The organism is Nocardioides sp. cx-169, from assembly GCF_021083605.1.
GTDB lineage: Bacteria > Actinomycetota > Actinomycetes > Propionibacteriales > Nocardioidaceae > Nocardioides.
Genome location: NZ_JAJNRO010000017.1, coordinates 1 through 18,170, shown reverse-complemented (window position 1 = coordinate 18,170; position 18,170 = coordinate 1). Strand labels below are relative to the sequence as shown.

Sequence of the window (18,170 nt, the reverse complement as noted above, 5' to 3'; positions counted from 1 at the left end):
CGTGGCGGGCGACGGGATCCGGGTGGCGCTGGCGGCCCCCAACGAGGCGGCGGCCGCCGCCGGCGAGCGCGTGGTCCTGGCCGGTGGCAACGCGGTGGACGCGGCGCTGGCCGCCGCGCTGGTGACGATGGTCAACGAGGTCGGCATCGTCTCGCTCAGCTCCGGCGGCTTCGTCACCGTGCAGCCGCCCGAGGCCGAGCCCTTCACCGTCGACGGCTGGATGGACATGCCCGGTCGCGGCGGAAGCCCCCTGGGCGGCGGCACCTGGGACGTCGTCACCGAGTACGGCGACGGGGTCGAGACCACGATCGGGCCGGGCTCGGTCGCGGTGCACGGCTCGGTCGCGGCGTTCGGCGAGGTGCACGCCCGTGACGGCAGGCTGCCCTGGCGCGACCTGGTCGCTCCGGCGATCGAGGTGGCCCGCGGCGGCTTCCGGCTGAGCCGGGCGTCGCGGTACTACCTCGACCACGTCCACCTCGACATCTACGGCTGGGACGAGGCCAGCCGGGTCGCGCTGCACGATCGCGACGGACGGCTCACCCGCGGGCCGGTCGTGCTGCCCGACCTCGTCGCGACGCTGCGCCAGCTCGCCGACGAGGGGCCGGCCGCGCTCCACACCGGCGACCTCGGCCGCCGCATCGCCGCCGATGTGACCGCTCGCGGCGGCATCCTGGACGCCGACGACCTGGCGGCGTACGCGCCGGTTGTGCGGCCCTCCCTGACCACGCGCATGGGGGCCTGGACCCTGGCCACGACGCCGCCGCCCTCGGTCGGCGGGGTCTGCGTCGCCGCCATGCTGCGCCTGCTGGAGGACCGCCCGCACGGCCCGTGGACACCCGACGACGTGGACCACCTGGTGCGCGTCCAGCGCGCGGTGCTCGGCCACCGCCTCGACATCCTGGACCACGCCGACGACGTCACGGCGGCCGCCGCGTCGCTCCTCGACCAGGTCGACCGTGACCACCTCGCGGTGCTGGAGTCCGGCTCGACGGCGCACGTCTCCGCCGCCGACAGCGACGGCCTGGCCTGCTCGGTGACCGTCTCGTCGGGCTACGGCGCCGGCTTCATCGCCGAAGGCACCGGCATCTGGCTCAACAACTGCCTGGGCGAGCAGGAGCTCAACCCCCGCGGCCTGCACGGCTCGGCCCCCGGCACCCGACTGCTGTCCAACATGGCCCCCACCGTGGGCCGGCACGACGACGGCTCCGCCCTGGCGATCGGCTCGCCCGGCGCGGATCGGATCACCACCGCGCTCGCCCAGGTGCTGGCGCTCTTCGTCAACGGCGGCCTGTCGCTGCGCGACGCCGTCGACCACCCGCGGGTGCACCTGCACCGCGCCGGCCGGCCCGGCGAGGTGCTCAAGCGGGAGGCCGAGCCCACGATGTACTTCGGGGGCGTCGGCGCCGCCCTGGTCGGCCCGGACGGGCGGCTCGACGCGGCCGCGGACCCCCGTCGCGAGGGCGCCACCCGGCTCGTCGCCGGCCCCGCCTCCTAGTAGCCGCCCTCGGGCTCGGTCATCTCCAGGCGGACTCCCAGCAGCCGCACCGGACGGTCCCGGTCGACCCGGCCGAGCAGCTCGACGGCGGCCTCGGCCAGGATCTCCGGGTCGTTGGTCGGTGCCGGCAGGGTGAGGCTGCGGGTGACGGTGAGGAACGGCTTGAACCGCACTTTGATCCCGACCCGCGCGGCGGGACGGCCCTCGGCGTCGATGTCCACCACCGCCCGGCGGGCCAGCCGGCGGGCGGCCTCCTCGACCTCGGCCCACACCTCGAGGTCGGACTGGAAGGTCTCCTCCCGGCCGTGGGCGCGCGGCACGTAGGGCGCGGGGTCCACGGGGCTGGTGTCGACACCGCGGCCGAGCCGGTGGAACCACGGGCCCATCGTCGGCCCGATCTCGGCGGCCAGGACGCGAGCGTCGGACTCGGCCAGCTGGCGCACCGTGTCGATCCCCAGCGTCGCCAGCCGCTTGGCGGTCTTGGCCCCGATCCCCCACAGCGCCCGGGTCGGCCGGTCGCCCATCTCCTCGAACCAGGTCTCGTCGGTGATCCGGTAGACCCCGCGCGGCTTGCCGAAGTCGGTGGCGATCTTGGCCTGCAGCTTGTTGTTGCCGATGCCGACCGAGCAGTGCAGGCGCGTCGCCGCGAGCACCGCCGCGCGGAGCTGCTCGGCGAAGGCGACCGGGTCCTCGCGTGGCTCGCGCGCGGCCAGGAACGCCTCGTCCCAGCCGAGCACCTCGACGTCGACCGGGGCGCCGTCCCACTGCTGCGCGCGCAGGGTCGCCATCACCTGCGCCGAGGCCGCCTCGTAGGCCGGCGCGTCGACCGGGAGGATCACCGCGTCGGGGCACTTGCGCGCCGCCAGCCGCAGCGGCATGCCGGACCCCACGCCGTACTCGCGTGCCTCGTAGGACGCCGTCGAGACCACCGCCCGCTCGCTCGGGTCGCCGCGCCCGCCGACGATCAGCGGCAGGCCCGCGAGCTCGGGGCGTCGCAGCACCTCGACGGCGGCGATGAACTGGTCCAGGTCGACGTGCAGCACCCAGCGAGCCCGCGGCGGATCGCCCGACGTGGTCATGACGTCATCGTGGGAGGCGGGGGCAGGGCGTCGGTGGACTCGGTCTCGTCCATGCCCGTCAGGAGCAGCAGGTCGACGACGATCGATCGGAGCTGGGCGAGGATCACCTCGGCGGCCAGCACCTCGGAGCGCTCGACCTGGCCGGTGCGCTCACCGACCGCGAGCACCTGCGGCCGGGCCGCGAGGGCCATCCGGTCGGCGGCCAGCTCGGCGGCCACCGCGTCGGCGGCGTCGGCCAGCTCGAGCGCCAACCGCGCGTAGGAGCCGGGGACCGCCCCGCGCCGGTAGGCGGTGACCGCCGTCTGCCGCACCAGCACCCGGGTGGAGCGCAGCGTCCGGTCGAGGGGGTCGACCAGGTCGCTCACCCGCCTGAGGTTGTCCCGGTGGCGCACGCGGAACGGCGAGGAGGCCACGACGGACATCCCCTCGTCGGCGGCCGACTGGAGCTCGCGGATCAGGTGGTCGGTGGCACGGGCGTCGGCGAGCAGCGCCAGGCCGCGCTCGGCCTCGCCCGTGACCATCACGTCGCTGGCCGTGCGCAGCAGCTCGGCGATCTTGTCCATGACCAGCGCCGCCTGCTCGCGGGGCCGCCGCAGCGGCGCGGCGGGGACGACCGTGGCCGCCACCAGGGCGACCGCGCCGCCGACCAGCGCGTCCGTCCAGCGGGTCAGCGCCGCGCTCGGATCCGGCAGCAGGGTGCTGACCACGATCGACTGCACCGCCGCCTGGGTGACGAACAGCTGTCCCCCGTCGAGGAGGAACGCCGTCGTCATGGCCAGGCCCACGATCAGCACGAGCTGCCAGGCGCCCGAGCCGATCTGGATGACCAGCAGGTCGGCGATGAAGACGCCGATCGCCACCCCGAGGGTCACCTCGACCACCCGCCGCAGCCGCTGGCCGTAGGAGGTGCCCAGGCTGACCACCGCGGCGATCGGGGCGAAGAACGGCGTGTCGCGGCCCAGCACGTCGGCGGCCAGGAACCACGCGACCCCGGCCGCGAGCGCGCACTGGGCGATCTGCCACCGCTTGGCCCTCAGCCGCAGGAGGCGGGCCCCGAGCGACGCGCGCCCCCGCGCCCGCATCCGGTCCAGCCGTCCGGCCTCCATGGACCGATCGTGTCACGACCGCGCGTGCTCCAGCGCTCGCTTGAGGTCGCCGAGATCGCGGTACCAGACCCGGACCTCGGTGCGGCAGCGGACGCGTGCCACGCGGCGGCCGTACTCGCCGCACTCGGCGAAGGCCTCCGAGTCGGTGGGTGGGGAGAGCTCGGAGCCGTCGGAGTAGTGGATGCCGAAGCCGTTGGCCGCGTCACCCTCCACCTCCACGATGACGGGCGGCTCGTGGACGCGGTCGCCCGGCGGCCCGTGCTCCGCGCGGGCCAGGCCGGTGAGGGCGGCGGTGAGGAGAAGTGCGGTCAGGAGTGCGAGAAGGATCTTCATGGCCGCGACGCTAGGAGCGGCGAGGGACAGAACGAGGCGAGCGCGGTCCTCCCTGGGGACGACCGCTGGCGCGAGGCCCCGCTGTGGACGACAGGTGGCCCGAGCACCGCTCGCCGGGCCCTGGGTGCTTGTGGCCGTGGTCACGGCGAGCGAGGATGCGTCCCTACGAAAGGCGCACCGTGGTCACTGCGATCGATCCCACCGCGACCGGCTTCCTCTTCGCCGAGAACCGGAGCATGCCGATGCACGTCGGCGGACTCCAGCTGTTCAAGAAGCCGGAGGGAGCCGGACGGGGCTACGTCCGCGAGATGTTCGAGCAGATGAGCGACATCGACGAGGTGGCACCGCTGTTCCTCAAGCGACCCCACCGGTCGGTGCGCACCGGCGGGCAGTGGGTCTGGCGGCCCGACGAGCAGTTCGACATCGAGCACCACGTGCGCCACAGCGCCCTGCCCAAGCCCGGACGGATCCGCGAGCTGCTCGAGCTGTGCGGCCGGCTCCACGGCACTCGCCTGGCGCGTGAGCGTCCCCTGTGGGAGGCCCACGTCATCGAGGGTCTGCGTGACGGCCGGGTCGCGATGTACACCAAGACCCACCACGCGCTCATCGACGGCGTCTCCGCGATGCGGCTCCTCGCCAGCGTCCTGTCGACCGACCCCGACAAGCGCGGGATGCCCGCGCCCTGGGCCGCGCCGCCGACCTCCCGCCCGAGTCGCGAGCGCGAGGCCCCCGAGCTCTCCGAGCTGCCCGTCCAGGCGCTGCGTACGGCGCTCGGGATCACCGCCGAGGCCGCCGGCATGCCGGGCGCGCTGGTGAAGACGCTCAGCAAGGGCCTGCGCAACGAGACCTCCGCGCTCTCGCTCTACGCGCCGCGCACGATCATCAACCAGAAGATCACCGGCTCGCGGCGCTTCGCCGCGCAGGACTGGCCGATCGAGCGGCTGCGCGGCATCGGCAAGGCCACCGGGACCACGGTCAACGACGTGGTGCTGGCGATGTGCAGCGGTGCCATGCGCGCCTACCTGCTCGAGCTCGACGCGCTGCCAGACCAGACGCTGGTCTCGATGGTCCCGGTCGGTCTCAACGCCACGCAGTCGCAGATCGCCTCGGCCGAGGGCGGCAACGCGGTCGGTGCGGTGATGGTGCAGCTGGCCACCGACCTGCCCGACCCGGCCCGGCGGCTGGCGGCCATCCACCGCTCCATGAAGGACGGCAAGGAGGCGCTCTCGTCGATGACGCCGATGCAGATCCTGGCGATGAGCGCGCTCGGCCAGGCCCCGGCGATCCTCGCGCCGATGCTGCGCATGCAGGGCATCGTGCGTCCGCCGTACAACCTCATCATCAGCAACGTCCCCGGCCCGCGCTCCACCCACTACTGGAACGGTGCGCAGCTGGTCGGCACCTACCCGCTGTCGATCCCGATCAACGGCATGGCGCTGAACATCACCTGCACGTCCTACGACGGCCACATGGCGTTCGGGCTCACCGGCTGCCGCCGCACCGTCCCGCACCTGCAGCGGCTGCTCACCCACCTCGACGACGAGCTAGGTCACCTGGAGCAGGCCGCCGGAGTCTGAGGACGACCGGGCGCCGGTCCGCTCGGCGCCGATGCCGGCGACGACCACGAACCCGACGCCGGCGACGGCCAGCCACCCCGGCGCCTGGCTGAGGGCGAGGAAGCCGATGAGCAGGGCGAACGCCGGCTCCAGGCTCATCAGGGTGCCGAACGCCGAGGTGGTCAGCCGGCGCAGCGCCAGCAGCTCCAGCGCGAACGGCACCACCGGCAGCAGCACCGCCAGCCCGACGCCCACGAGCAGCAGCTCGGGGGTGAGCCGGCCGAATGTCGAGGGCCCGGCGACGGCGGTCGCGACCAGGGCCGCGACGGGCATCGAGATCGCGAGCCCCTTGAGGCCGGTGACCTCGTCGCCGACGCGCTGCGTCAACAGGATGTACGCCGCCCAGCAGACCGCCGCACCCAGCGCGAACGCGACCCCCACGAGGTCGGCCTCGCCGCTCCACGGCTGGGTGAGCAGCAGGACGCCGACCGCCGCGAGGGCCGGCCAGATCCGTCGGCCGCCGTGTCCGCGCGCGACCGCGACGCCCAGGGGGCCGAGGAACTCCAGCGCGCTGGCCGTGCCCAGCGGCAGCCGGTCCACGGCAGCCATGAACAGCATGGTCACCCCCGCGGTGACGACGCCGAGCAGCACGCAGGCCGGCAGCGAGCCGGCCGGGAAGTCGGAACGGCGCGGGCGGACCACCGCCAGCATGATCACCCCGGCCCACGCCAGGCGCAGCCAGGCGGCACCCTCGGGGCCCAGGTCGTCGATGAGGCCGACCGACACCGCCAGCCCCAGCTGGACGCACAGCATCGAGACGACGGCCATCGAGGCACCGGTGCGCGAGCTCATGGGCCCAGTGTTCGCGCCGCCACCGTTCGCGTCCACGTGATTTCAGTGGACATATCGTTCACGATCTGTGGACAATCGGCGCATGGACGTCCGTCGGCTCCGGCTGCTCGTCGAGCTCTCCCGGCTGGGCTCGATGCGCGAGGTCGCCGACGAGCTCGGCCACACCACCTCGACGGTCTCCCAGCAGATCGCGGCCCTGGCCCGCGAGGTTCAGACCCCGCTCGTCGAGCCCGACGGCCGGCGGGTCCGGCTCACTCCCGCGGGGCGCCGCCTCGCCGACCACGCGGTCACCATCCTCGCCGCCGTCGACGCCGCCCGGCGCGACCTGGACCCGGACGCGGAGCCGGCCGGGACCCTGCGGGTCGCCGGCTTCGCGACCGCCGTACGCCGCTCGCTGCTGCCGATCATCGGCGACCTCGCGACCTCGCACCCGGGGGTGCGGGTGCTGGTCAGCGAGTACGAGCCGCTCGAGGCCTTCGAGCTGCTCGCGAGCGACGACATCGACCTGGCGCTGACCTATGACTACAGCCTGGCGCCGGCGGCGCTGCGCAACGACCTCGACGCCCTCCACCTGTGGGAGGTCGCCTGGGGCCTCGGCGTGCCCGCGGACGAGCCCACGCCGCGCGGCGACTCGGCCGCGGTCTTCGCCGCCTTCGCCGAGCGGCCGTGGATCGTCAACTCGCGCAACACCGCCGACGAGCACGCCGTGCGCACGCTCGCGTCCATGGCCGGCTTCACCCCGCGCATCGCCCACGAGATCGACAGCCTGGAGCTGGTCGAGGACCTGATCGTCGCCGGCCTCGGCGTCGGCCTGCTCCCTCTCGACTGGCATCCCCGACCGGGCGTCCGCGTCCTCCCCTTGACCGAGCCGAGCGTCGTGCTCCGGGCCTACGCCGTCACCCGGCGAGGCCGCGAGCGCTGGGCGCCGCTGCGGCTGGTGCTGGACCGGCTGCGCTCCGGTGCAACCTGCGAGGGCACCGATCCCGTGTGAGGGGCATGGGACAGGACTCGGAGCCGGAGTTCCGCGAGTGGGTGACCGCCCGCCGGTCGCAGCTGCGGAGGACGGCGTACCTGCTGTGCGGCGACTGGCACCTCGCCGACGACCTCGTGCAGGAGGCGCTCACCCGGGCCTTTGCGGTGTGGGGCCGGGTCACCCGTACGGGGCAGCCGGACGCCTACGTGCGCAAGATCCTGCTGAACCTCTACCTCGACCACCGCCGCCGTCCCGCCCGGCGCGAGTCCGCCTGGGCCGAGCTGCCCGACGTCACCGCCGCCGGCGGTGACGTCGAGAGCCTCGGCGAGCGCGAGCGGGTCCTCGCCGCCCTGCGCCGGGTCGCCCCCGGCCAGCGCGCCGTGCTGGTGCTGCGCTTCTGGGAGGACCTCTCGGTGGAGCAGAGCGCCCAGGCGCTCGGCGTCAGCACCGGCAACATCAAGAGCCAGACCAGCCGCGGCCTCGAGGCCCTGCGGGGCGCCCTGGCGACCTATCAGGAGGAGACGCCGTGAACGACGTCCGCACGCTCTTCGAGTCGGTGCTCACCGACCCGCCGCCCGACACCCTCGACCTGGACCACGTGATCGCCCGCGGCACCCGCCGCCGCGCGGTACGGCGGGCGGTCACCGCCGGCGCCGGGCTGGCGGCGACGCTCATGATCGGCACCGGCTTCGCCTACGTGGCGATGCCCGGCGACACCGACACCGCTCCGCCCGCCACCGTCGAGCCCACCCCCACGATCCGGCGCACGGCCGCACCGCTTCGCGGGAGCGGTACGGGGATCGGCGAGTGGTCGTTCGGGGACGCGGCGGGCGAGGTGATCACCGAGATGACCCGGTCCTTCGGCGCACCGGACTGGGACTCCGCCTGGGACCAGCTCGAGCCCGCGCCCGCCGGGTTCGCTGTCGACGGGGACGACCCGCTCAGCCCGTCGTGGGACCACCGTCAGGCCCGGACCGTGTGCTGGCAGTCCCTCTGCGCCGCCTTCGGCGGCGAGACGGTCAAGGCCGCGACCTTCCGGGGCTGGGAGCTCGCCAGGAGCCCGTCGTGGAACGACTACGAGCCGGTCGACGCCACGCAGCCGCAGATCCGCCTCGCCGACTCCGGCATCGCTCTGGGCGACACCTGGGCGGAGCTCTCCGCCGCCTACCCCGACGTGGTCCCCGGCGGCGGCGAGGGCGCGTCCCTCACCATCGACGACCCACCCTGGCCGGGCATCTTCGACGGTGTCGGCGAGTGGCGCCTGTCCGGGACGTGGGACAGCTCCCGCCCCCGGTATGCACCGCCCGGGGCAGAGGTCACGCGGATGTCGGCCGGCGAGGGTCTGGAGCCGGGCTGCTGCTGAGCGGCGGGAGCTCCTCGAACCCGCCCCCGACCCGCTCGGCCACGGCGCGCAGCCGGGCGCGGGTGATGTCGGCGACGGTGGCATAGCCCGCGAGCTGGGCGTTGGAGCCGACCCGGGTGGGCTCGGTCGAGTTCACCGAGAGGCAGGTGCGGGTGCCGCCGTCCGCGGCGTTGGCGAGCGCGACCGCGTGCCCCGTCGTACCGCTGCCGGCGAAGAAGTCGAGCACCCGCGCGTTCGCGGGCATCGTCTGCAGGATCCGCAGGATCAGCCCGGTCGGCTTGGGCGACTCGAAGACATGGCCGAGCACCTCCTTGAGCTCGGCCACGGCGGTGTCGGTGGAGCCGACCTCCTCGGCCATCCAGATCGTGCGCAGCTTCTTGCGGCGCCCGCCCGGGGTGTCGCGGTGCAGCCAGTCCTTCTGGAACACGTCGACCCGCTCGCCACGCACCCCCTTGATGGTGCGGCACACCAGGTCGTCGGGGCGCTCGTCGATGCGCGGCCGGCTCCACCGCCACACCGCCGGCGTCCCGTCGCCGAAGACCGGCAGCACCTCGACGGCGCCCTCGAACGGCGCCGTGCGGACCGCGCCGCCGACCGGGTCGCCCCAGACCGGGAAGTGCAGGGTGCGCGCGGTCGCCGGGTTGAACTTCTTGTTCGTGTTGCGCAGCGGCAGGTGCCGGAAACGCCGTCCGTCGGGCCCGGCCAGCGGGAAGTCGCGCTCGTCGACGGTGTCGCTGGTGCTGGCGTCGAGCACGCAGCGGCGGGCGTCGCGCGCGTAGACGAGCAGGTACTCGTGGTTGGTCGCGAACCCCTTGCCCAGCTGACGGCCCTTGGGGTTGAGGTTGACCACGACCTGCGCGAGCAGGTTCTGCTCGCCGTACACCTCGTCCATGAGCAGGCGCAGGTACGCCGCCTCGTTGTCATCGATGCTGACGAAGATCGCGCCGGTGTCCGCGAGCACCTCGCGCGCGGCCACGAGGCGAGGCCGCATCATCGCCACCCAGGCCTGGTGCCGGCTCGCGCCGTCGACGCCGCGGATGTCGTCGGCGTAGGCGAAGTCGTTGCCGGTGTTGTAGGGCGGGTCGATGTAGACCAGGTCGACGCTGCCGGGTGGGAGCGCGGGCAGGACGTCGAGGTTGTCGCCCGCGACGAACGTGTTCCACGGCGGGGGTTCGACGGTCACGGGCGCACGGTAACCGGTGGTCGGACATCATTTCTGGCATGGGAGGGTCCGGATGGTCACGGCGGCGCGCCGATCGCCAGTGGCAGCGCGACCTGCTGCGCGAGATCCGGGCCATGGAGACGACCGACGCAGGCCCTGACGGGGCCGACGTCACGCCGATCCGGGGCGGCCTGCCACGACCCCCGCGACGGCGCCGCCGACGCCCGGATCGGACCGAGCGGCCGCCCGGAGCCACCCGGGATCGTCGCCGGACCTACTTCACCATCGGCTTCACCGTCGCCGTGATCGTCGGGCTGGTGGGTCTCAACCTCAGCCCCGGAGCCGCCCAGGTGCGCAGCTGGCTGGGCATCGACGACCGGCTCAACGACCCGGTCGCCGGCGACGGGAGCGGCAGCTACGAGTTCCTGTCGACTCGTCCGGGCACGGACCAGCCGGTCGCGTGGAGCCCCTGCCGCCCGGTCGAGTACGTCGTCAACCCCGACGGGGCGCCGGACGACTGGGAGGACCTGCTCGACGACGCGGTCGAGACCATCAGCGGGGCCACCGGGCTGCGGTTCGAGGACGGCGGCACCACCGACGACCGCGACTTCGAGGGCCGCGTGAGCCCGTCGGGTCGGCCCGGTCCGGTGCTCATCGGGTGGGCGGACGCCGACGAGGTCGAGGGCCTGGCCGGCGACGTCGCCGGGCTGGCCGGGCCGATGGGCCGCGACGACGGGATGTTCACCCGGTACGTCACCGGCCGGGTCGTCCTCGACCGGGACGCCTTCGAGGACATCGAGGCCACTCGCGACCCGGAGGCCCAGCAGCGCGCGATCATCGTGCACGAGCTCGGCCACCTGGTCGGTCTCGACCACGTCGACGACCCCAACGAGCTGATGTACCCCACCGCCCAGGTGACCAGCCTGGGCCCCGGCGACCTCAGCGGCCTGGCCATCCTCGGCGACGCACCCTGCGCCTGACCGTCCCGGCCGGGCCCGGAGCGTGACCCCGGCCGGGGTCGACAGTTGAGCAGGGCATGACCTCGCGCCTCGCCCTGCCGCTCGCCACCGCCCTGCTGACCGCCGGCCTGAGCGCCGCGCCCGCCACCTCCGCCGCCCCGGCGCCGGCGGCACCGCCGACCGCGGCGGGCAAGGTCACGGTGACCCACGGCTGCCTGAGGAGCGCCCCGGAGACGAGGGGCGGCGCGCCGGTCAAGATCTGCTACTCGGTCTTCAAGCCGCCGCGCGCCACCGCGAAGCGGCGGGTCCCGATGCTCATGCACAGCCACGGCTGGGGCGGCTCGCGCACGAAGGACCCGGCGGCACTCGCCGCGTTCACCCGGGCCGGGTACGGCGTGATCTCGTTCGACCAGCGCGGCTGGGGCGAGTCCGGCGGCAAGGCGCACGTCGAGAGTCCCGCCTACGAGGGCAAGGACGTCCGGGCGCTGGTGCGGCTGGTCAGCCGGCTGCGCTGGGTGCGCCAGGACGGCAGAGGGGACCCGCGCCTCGGCGCGATCGGCGGCAGCTACGGCGGCGGCTACCAGCTGCTCGGCGCCTTCGAGTCGCTGCGGCTGCGGGGCAAGCCGGTCTTCGACGCCCTCGCGCCCGAGATCACCTGGCACGACCTCTCCCAGAGCCTCGCCCCCGAGGGCGTGACGCGCACCGAGTGGGCACTGGGCCTCAGCGCCGCGGCACTGCCGTCGCAGGCGCTGCCCGAGCGCGTCTACCAGGCGCTGATCGAGGGCGCCGCAACCGGCCAGTGGCCTGACGGCTCGCTGCCCGGCGGGCAGGACCTGGTGTCGTTCTTCGAGCGCAACGGACCCAAGTGGCACGCCGACCACGGCCGTCGTCTCGACATCCCGGTGCTCCTCGGCCAGGGCACCACCGACACCCTCTTCCCGCTCCAGCAGGGCCTGGCCAACTGGCAGCGCGGCCTCACCAAGCGCGCCCGCAAGCACAGCATCTTCGTCGGCTACAACGGCGGCCACGTGCTGCCGAACCTGCTGCCTGCGGGCATCGACGTGACCTCCGACCCGTGCAGCAGGAGGCTCGCCGGCGGCGACTTCCGGGCGCTCTCGATCCGCTTCTTCGACGCCAGGCTCAAGGGGCGCAAGACCGGCCTGCGCGGCTGGGGCCGCATCCACCTCGCCACCCCGTCCAGCACCTGCACGACCGTGCGCTCGGTCGCGCCCACCCGGCGGTACGCCGTCGGCACGGTCGCCACCACCGTCGGCCCGGCCGGCGCGCCGGTGGCGGTGCCGGTCGTGAAGGGCCCCGTGCGGGTCGCCGGGTCGCCCTACCTCACCGGCAAGGTCACCGCGCTCGGGCTCGAGAACCGCGCGTTCTACGGGCTGGCCGTCGGCACCTCGCCGGCGACCGCTCGCCTGGTGCAGAACAACGTGCTGCCCCTGCGCGAGGTCTCCCCCGTCACCGGGGTCGCGCGGCGGGTCACCCTGCCGTCGGTGGCCGTGAACGTGCCCGCGGGGCAGACGCTGTACCTGCTGGCCACCGCGGTCAGCGACACGTTCGTGACCATGGGGTCGCGCACGCCGGGCGTCGTGATCATCGACGACACGGTCGTCTCACTGCCCGTCGTGAGGCGTTGAGGCACCTACCCTGGACGAGGTGCGCACACGACTTCCCCAGGTCGCAGCCCTGCTCCTCGGCTGCACCCTCCTCGCGGCGCCGTCACCCTCGGTCGGCGGCGGGCGCGACGACCCACGGCGACCCGGCGTCTCCGAGGACTCGCGCGTCCCTCAGACCTCCGACGGGATCCGCGGCGAGATCGCCGCGCCGCAGCCCGCCCCGTCCCTGCGCCGGGCCACCCGTGAGCTCGCCCCGCCCGTCTCCTGGCGTGTCGCACCGGGCATCACCTACAGCCGCTGGGACCAACTCGACGCGCGCGGCCCGGTCCGCGCCCACCTGCTGACCGTGAACCCGAAGGTCCGCGGGGTCAACCTCGGCTACGGGTCGCCCGGGGCCGTCCGCCGTACCGACGAGGTCAGCGACATCCTCGCCCGCCACGACGCGGTGGCCGGCGTCAACGGCGACTTCTTCGACATCGGCGACACCGGCGCTCCCCTCGGCATCGGCCGCAGTCGGCTGCGCGGGCTGCTGCACGGGCCCCGCAGCGGCTGGAACTCCGCGTTCTTCCTCGACGCCAAGGGCCGCCCCGACATCGGCCCCCTCACTCCGGCCCTGGTCGTGGCGCACCGCCCGCGCCTGGTGATCACCAACGTCAACTCACCGTCGGTGCAGCCCGACGGCATCGGCCTCTACACCAGCAAGTGGGGGCGCACCTCGGGCTACCGCGTCACCGACGGCGTCCGCAACGGTGTGCGCATGGTGCGGGTCGTCAAGCGCCGGGTCGTCGAGGTAAGCACCCGGCTCCCGGTCGACACCCCCGTGCGCGGCCAGCTCCTCATCGGCCGTGGCGCCGGAGCCGAGCGCCTCGCCGCCCTGCGTCCGGGCTCCTGGGTCACCGTGCGCGGCGGCATCGCCGAGGCGCCGCAGATGGCCATCACCGGCAACAGGTTCCTGGTGCGCGACGGGGTCATCGACGTGGTCGACGACCGCGAGCTGCACCCGCGCACGGCGGTCGGGATCGACCGCGACACCGGCGAGGTGCTGCTGCTGGTGATCGACGGCCGCCAGGACTTCAGCCGCGGCCACACGATGGTCGAGCTGGCCGAGCTGATGATCGAGCTCGGCGCCGACGAGGCGCTCAACCTCGACGGGGGCGGGTCGACGACCATGGTCGCGCCCGGGCGCCGCGGCGCGGTGGGCGTGCGCAACAGCCCCTCCGACGGCGCGCAGCGCCAGGTCGCCAACGCGATCGAGGTCACCTACACCCGGCCGCGCCGGCCCTAGAAGCCCGACGGCGCCGGCCCGGGCGGCACCTCCCCGGGCACGTCCACGACCACCACCGTGGTCACCGGCGCGAAACACTCCGTCAGCGGACTCGCCACCTTGTGCGGCGAGACGGCCCAGCCGTCGCCGGCCCGCGTCACCTCGACGCCGGGCGGCACGTCGCACCCGACCGCGACCACCGCGGCGCCCAGGCTGTGGCCCTGTGGCAGCTCATGGTGCTCGACCTCGCTGCGCACCTTGTCGGCGAGCGAGCCCGAGTCGAGCTGCGCCAGGAAGCCCTCCAGCGCGGCGCCGTCGACCGGCGAGAGCACGTCGGAGGTAGGGCCGCCCGTGGTGGTCTCGCTCAGCAGGGCCACCACGACCGGCTCGACCGCGGGGTTCGTCGAGGGGTCCCCGGCGGAGGTCGACGTCGACGGGGACGGGGACGGGTCGTCGCCGGCCCGCCCGGCGTCGTCGCCGCAGCCGGCGAGGGCAGCGAGCAGCACGAGCAGCAGCAGGAGGGGTCCGGGGGTCCGTCTCATGGTGGTTGGACGCTACCCCTCACAGGGCGGTTCCCGGTGGCCCTGGCACGCTGGCGTCGTGACCACGCCACCTGCTCCCGAGCGGCGCCGCTTCACCCGAGCCGAGCTGGAGTCCTTCCGCGACGCGCTCGTGCCCGACCTCCTCCCCGGCCCGGGTCAGGAGCTGCGACTGCTGTTCGTCGGCATCAACCCCGGCCTCTGGACGGCGGCGACGAGCAGCCACTTCGCGCACCCCGCCAACCGCTTCTACCCGGCCCTGCTCCAGGCCGGCATCCTCGAGCGCCCGATCAGCCCGTCGGCGGGCATGACCGACGCCGATCGCGACTACCTGCGCTCTCGCGGCATCGGCATCACCAACATCGTGGCCCGTGCCACCGCCCGCGCCTCCGACCTGACCGCCGATGAGCTGCGCGCGGGCAAGGCGCAGCTCGCCGCACTCGTCCGGCGTACGACGCCGGCGGTGGTGGCCATCGCGGGCATCACCGCCTACCGCACCGGGTGGGGGTTGCCGAAGGCCGTGCTCGGCCGGCAGCCCGAGGACCTGGCCGGCGCCGAGCTGTGGGTGGTGCCCAACCCGAGCGGCCTCAACGCGCACCAGACCGTCGCCACCCTCGCCGAGGCCTACGCCGAGCCGGCGCGCGCGGCGGGCATCCTGACCTGAGCGGTCGGGCGCTCAGAACCTCTGGTCCTTGCCGAGGACGGTCAGTCCGTCCTCGACCACGAAGCCGCGGGCGCGGTCGGCCTCGAGGTCGACGCCCACCTGCGCGCCGTCGGGGATGACCACGTTCTTGTCCAGGATCGCGTGCCGCACGACCGCGCCGGCGCCGACGTGGACGCCGTTCATCAGCACCGAGCCGTCGACCACCGCGCCGGCCTCGACGCGCACGCCCGGTGACAGGACCGAGCGGTTGACCCTCGCGCCGCTGACGACGACGCCGGGCGAGAGCAGCGCCTCGTCGACGGTGGCCTCGGTACCGTCGGCGCCCTGCACGACCTTGGCCGGTGGCTGCGGGCCGTAGGAGGTGAAGATCGGCCACGCGAAGTTGTAGAGGTTGAAGACCGGCAGCGGCGAGACGACGTCCATCTGCGCGGCGTAGTAGGAGCCGAGCGTCCCGACGTCGCGCCAGTAGCCGCGGTCACGGTCGGTGGCGCCGGGCACCACGTTGTCCCGGTAGTCGTAGACGCCGGCCTGCTCGCGTCGTACGAAGTACGGGACGATGTCGCCGCCCATGTCGTGCTTGGAGCCCTGGGTGGTGGCGTCGCGGGTGACGGCCTCGATCAGGGCGTCGGCGTCGAAGACGTAGTTGCCCATCGACGCCAGCACCTCGCCGGGACTGTCGGGCAGACCGATCGGGTCGGTGGGCTTCTCCAGGAACTCCCGGATCCGCGACGGGTCGTCGCGGTGGACGTCAATCACGCCGAACTGGTCGGCCATCTCGATCGGCTGCCGGATCGCGGCGACCGTGCAGGCGGCGTCGCTGTCGCAGTGCTGCTGCACCATCTGCGCGAAGTCCATGCGGTAGACGTGGTCGGCGCCGACGACGACCACGATGTCCGGCTTCTCGTCGCGGAGCAGGTTGAGGGACTGGAAGATGGCGTCGGCGCTGCCGAGGTACCAGTGCTTGCCCACCCGCTGCTGCGCCGGCACCGGCGTCACGTAGTTGCCGAGCATCGTCGACATCCGCCAGGTCTGGGTGACGTGCCGGTCGAGGCTGTGCGACTTGTACTGGGTCAGCACGACCACCCTGAGGTAGCCGCTGTTGACCACGTTGGACAGCGCGAAGTCGATCAGCCGGTAGATGCCCGCGAACGGAACGGCGGGCTTGGCTCGGTCGGCGGTCAGCGGCATCAGGCGCTTGCCCTCGCCCCCGGCCAGCACGATGGCCAGGACCCTCTTGCGCGCACTCATGCGCTCACCGTAGTCCCGAACCCGCCACCGAGTAGCGTGCCCCACGTGAGGGTCGACGTGGTGAGCAGGGAGTACCCACCGGAGGTCTACGGCGGCGCCGGCGTGCACGTCACCGAGCTGGTCCGCGCGCTGCGCGCCCGCTCGGATGTCGACGCCCGCGTGCACGCGTTCGGGGCGCCGCGCGCCGAGGCCGGCACGTCGTCGTACGCCGACCTGTCCGAGCTGGCCTCCGCCAACCCGGCGCTGCGCACGCTCGGCGTCGACCTCGCGATCGCCGACGCCTGCGCCGGCACCGACCTGGTCCACTCGCACACGTGGTACGCCAACATGGCCGGCCACCTCGCCTCACTGCTGCACGGCGTCCCCCACGTGGTGTCGGCCCACTCGCTCGAGCCGCTGCGGCCGTGGAAGGCCGAGCAGCTCGGCGGCGGCTACGCCGTGTCCTCCTGGGTGGAGCGCACCGCCTATGAGGCCGCGGCCGCGGTCATCGCGGTGTCGTCGGCGATGCGCGACGACGTGCTCTCCGCCTATCCCGCGATCGACCCGGCGCGGGTGCACGTCGTGCACAACGGCATCGACACCGAGGACTGGGCGCCGGTCGTCGACCCCGACCGCGTGCGCGAGCTCGGCGTCGACCCCGACCGCCGCTCGGTGCTGTTCGTCGGCCGGATCACCCGCCAGAAGGGGCTGCCGCTCTTCCTGCGCGCCGTGGCCGACCTGCCGGACGACGTGCAGATCGTGCTCTGCGCGGGTGCCCCCGACACCCCGGAGATCCAGGCCGAGGTCGAGGCGCTCGTGGCCGACCTCGCCTCCCGGCGTACCGGCGTCGTGTGGATCAGCGAGATGCTCCCGCGCCACGACGTCACGAGGCTGCTCACGAACGCCACGGTGTTCGCGTGCCCGTCGATCTACGAGCCCCTGGGCATCGTCAACCTCGAGGCCATGGCCTGCGAGACCGCCGTCGTCGCGACCGCGACCGGCGGCATCCCCGAGGTCGTCGTCGACGGCGAGACCGGTCGCCTGGTCCCGATCGCGCAGGCCACCGACGGCACCGGCACCCCGCTCGACCCCGACGCCTACGTCGCCGACTTCGCCGCGGCCCTCACCGAGGTCGTGACCGACCCGGTCCGCGCGGCGGCCATGGGCGTCGCCGGCCGCCGCCGCGCCGTCGAGGCGTTCGGGTGGTCGGCCATCGCGGAGCGCACCGTCGGCATCTACCGCTCGCTGCTCTGAGGCGGCCGACCGGCAACACCCTCTGGCAGATCATGCTCGGGCCCGACGGCTCGACGACCCCGGTCATCACCGAGCGCCGAGTGCAGCCCCTTCCCCGACGAGGGCCCGTCACGAGCCGGCTTCGTCGACGTCCTGCGCATGCTGGTCACGCAGGCCGTGCCCAGCGGCCGGGTCGCGTTCCTCCGCACCCGGCCGGGCCGCGAAGCGAGCCTCGAAACCACCCCCAGCCCACCCACCAGCCACAACCACCACCCGTTGCCACACTCATCCACAGACCACACGCAACCCTCCGTCACTGTCGGCGGTGGTGCCTATAATCGATTATATGTTCGAGACGCTCATCCAGCAGATCCACGAGGCGACCGCCGCCCTCGCGGACTGCCCCCGCGAGGTCTCGGACGCCCAGCGCATCGACCTCATCGGCGCGTTGGAGGACCTCAAGTGCACCGCCACCGCCGCCCAGGCCACCACCGCGGTCGACTTCGACGCCTCCCAACGCTAGAGCCAGGCAGCGGCCGGCGTCCCCACCTCCCGCCTCGGCGAGGGCATCGCCGAGCAGGTCGGTCTGGCCCGCCACGAGTCCCCGACCAAGGCCGCCCGCCTCCTCGCCTCGCGAAGGTCCTGCAGCACGAGATGCCCCACACCCTGGCGCTCATGCGCGCCGGGCGGCTCAACGAGTGGCGCGCCACCATCCTGGCCCGCGAGACCGCCTGCCTGTC

18 protein-coding genes are annotated in these 18,170 nt (G+C 73.9%); 11 read left to right on the top strand and 7 right to left on the bottom strand.

Features of this window, described 5'->3' with window-relative positions:
- Position 1 precedes the first annotated feature (1 nt).
- On the top strand, positions 2–1,495 hold the full coding sequence (locus LRP67_RS19440; RefSeq protein WP_231271790.1) for a gamma-glutamyltransferase: 1,494 nt from the start codon (positions 2–4) through the stop codon (positions 1,493–1,495).
- Here LRP67_RS19440 and LRP67_RS19435 read toward each other — a convergent pair.
- Genes LRP67_RS19435 through LRP67_RS19425 form a run of 3 tightly spaced genes read right to left on the bottom strand, consistent with a single transcriptional unit; the run spans position 1,492 to position 4,013 of the window.
- Complete coding sequence (locus LRP67_RS19435; protein ID WP_231271789.1) at positions 1,492–2,574, bottom strand: DNA polymerase IV; 1,083 nt, start codon at positions 2,572–2,574, stop codon at positions 1,492–1,494. The two genes, LRP67_RS19440 and LRP67_RS19435, sit on opposite strands and share 4 nt — an antisense overlap.
- Entirely contained in the window at positions 2,571–3,680 is a 1,110-nt protein-coding gene (locus tag LRP67_RS19430; RefSeq protein WP_231271788.1) for an aromatic acid exporter family protein, read from the bottom strand. The genes LRP67_RS19435 and LRP67_RS19430 overlap by 4 nt, the downstream gene beginning before the upstream one ends.
- A 12-nt stretch (positions 3,681–3,692) precedes the next feature.
- A complete protein-coding gene (locus LRP67_RS19425) occupies positions 3,693–4,013 on the bottom strand; it encodes a hypothetical protein (protein WP_231271787.1) in 321 nt (106 codons plus the stop codon).
- A 179-nt stretch (positions 4,014–4,192) separates the two neighbouring features.
- Between LRP67_RS19425 and LRP67_RS19420 the strand changes: the two genes are divergently transcribed.
- Complete coding sequence (locus LRP67_RS19420) at positions 4,193–5,590, top strand: wax ester/triacylglycerol synthase family O-acyltransferase (protein ID WP_231271786.1); 1,398 nt, start codon at positions 4,193–4,195, stop codon at positions 5,588–5,590.
- Here the strand turns inward: LRP67_RS19420 and LRP67_RS19415 are convergent.
- Positions 5,558–6,421, bottom strand: a complete 864-nt coding sequence (locus LRP67_RS19415; protein ID WP_231271785.1) for a DMT family transporter — start codon at positions 6,419–6,421, stop codon at positions 5,558–5,560. The genes LRP67_RS19420 and LRP67_RS19415 overlap by 33 nt on opposite strands.
- An 82-nt stretch (positions 6,422–6,503) precedes the next feature.
- On the opposite strand from LRP67_RS19415, the gene LRP67_RS19410 reads away from it, so the two are divergent.
- Genes LRP67_RS19410 through LRP67_RS19400 form a run of 3 tightly spaced genes read left to right on the top strand, consistent with a single transcriptional unit; the run spans position 6,504 to position 8,757 of the window.
- Complete coding sequence (locus LRP67_RS19410; protein WP_231271784.1) at positions 6,504–7,412, top strand: LysR family transcriptional regulator; 909 nt, start codon at positions 6,504–6,506, stop codon at positions 7,410–7,412.
- A 5-nt stretch (positions 7,413–7,417) separates the two neighbouring features.
- Positions 7,418–7,924 (top strand): SigE family RNA polymerase sigma factor, encoded by a 507-nt coding sequence (locus tag LRP67_RS19405; protein ID WP_231271783.1) that lies wholly within the window; start codon positions 7,418–7,420, stop codon positions 7,922–7,924.
- A complete protein-coding gene (locus LRP67_RS19400) occupies positions 7,921–8,757 on the top strand; it encodes a hypothetical protein (RefSeq protein WP_231271782.1) in 837 nt (278 codons plus the stop codon). The genes LRP67_RS19405 and LRP67_RS19400 overlap by 4 nt, the downstream gene beginning before the upstream one ends.
- Here LRP67_RS19400 and LRP67_RS19395 read toward each other — a convergent pair.
- The gene (locus LRP67_RS19395; RefSeq protein ID WP_231271781.1) at positions 8,711–9,940 is read right to left on the bottom strand and encodes a site-specific DNA-methyltransferase; all 1,230 of its coding nucleotides are present in this window, start codon (positions 9,938–9,940) and stop codon (positions 8,711–8,713) included. The two genes, LRP67_RS19400 and LRP67_RS19395, sit on opposite strands and share 47 nt — an antisense overlap.
- Before the next feature lie 38 nt (positions 9,941–9,978).
- Here LRP67_RS19395 and LRP67_RS19390 point away from each other — a divergent pair, with 38 nt between their 5' ends.
- Genes LRP67_RS19390 through LRP67_RS21970 form a run of 3 tightly spaced genes read left to right on the top strand, consistent with a single transcriptional unit; the run spans position 9,979 to position 13,788 of the window.
- Positions 9,979–10,899, top strand: a complete 921-nt coding sequence (locus LRP67_RS19390) for a matrixin family metalloprotease (RefSeq protein WP_231271780.1) — start codon at positions 9,979–9,981, stop codon at positions 10,897–10,899.
- Positions 10,900–10,955: 56 nt separating this feature from the next.
- Positions 10,956–12,524, top strand: coding sequence for a S9 family peptidase (locus LRP67_RS19385; protein ID WP_231271779.1), 1,569 nt, complete (start codon positions 10,956–10,958; stop codon positions 12,522–12,524).
- Positions 12,525–12,543: 19 nt separating this feature from the next.
- Positions 12,544–13,788 (top strand): phosphodiester glycosidase family protein, encoded by a 1,245-nt coding sequence (locus LRP67_RS21970; protein ID WP_231271778.1) that lies wholly within the window; start codon positions 12,544–12,546, stop codon positions 13,786–13,788.
- Here LRP67_RS21970 and LRP67_RS19375 read toward each other — a convergent pair.
- Positions 13,785–14,309 carry a hypothetical protein gene (locus LRP67_RS19375; protein ID WP_231271777.1) on the bottom strand — a complete coding sequence of 175 codons (525 nt, stop codon included), beginning with the start codon at positions 14,307–14,309 and terminating at the stop codon, positions 13,785–13,787. The genes LRP67_RS21970 and LRP67_RS19375 overlap by 4 nt on opposite strands.
- Before the next feature lie 58 nt (positions 14,310–14,367).
- Here LRP67_RS19375 and LRP67_RS19370 point away from each other — a divergent pair, with 58 nt between their 5' ends.
- Positions 14,368–14,970, top strand: coding sequence for a mismatch-specific DNA-glycosylase (locus tag LRP67_RS19370; RefSeq protein ID WP_231271776.1), 603 nt, complete (start codon positions 14,368–14,370; stop codon positions 14,968–14,970).
- Positions 14,971–14,982: 12 nt separating this feature from the next.
- On the opposite strand, the gene glgC is transcribed toward LRP67_RS19370, so the two are convergent.
- Entirely contained in the window at positions 14,983–16,218 is a 1,236-nt protein-coding gene (gene glgC / locus LRP67_RS19365; protein WP_231271775.1) for a glucose-1-phosphate adenylyltransferase, read from the bottom strand.
- 45 nt (positions 16,219–16,263) lie between these two features.
- Between glgC and glgA the strand changes: the two genes are divergently transcribed.
- Both glgA and LRP67_RS19355 read left to right on the top strand, forming a co-directional pair.
- Positions 16,264–17,451, top strand: coding sequence for a glycogen synthase (gene glgA, locus LRP67_RS19360; protein WP_231271774.1), 1,188 nt, complete (start codon positions 16,264–16,266; stop codon positions 17,449–17,451).
- Between the two features lie 325 nt (positions 17,452–17,776).
- Entirely contained in the window at positions 17,777–17,953 is a 177-nt protein-coding gene (locus tag LRP67_RS19355) for a hypothetical protein (RefSeq protein WP_231271773.1), read from the top strand.
- Positions 17,954–18,170: the final 217 nt, after the last annotated feature.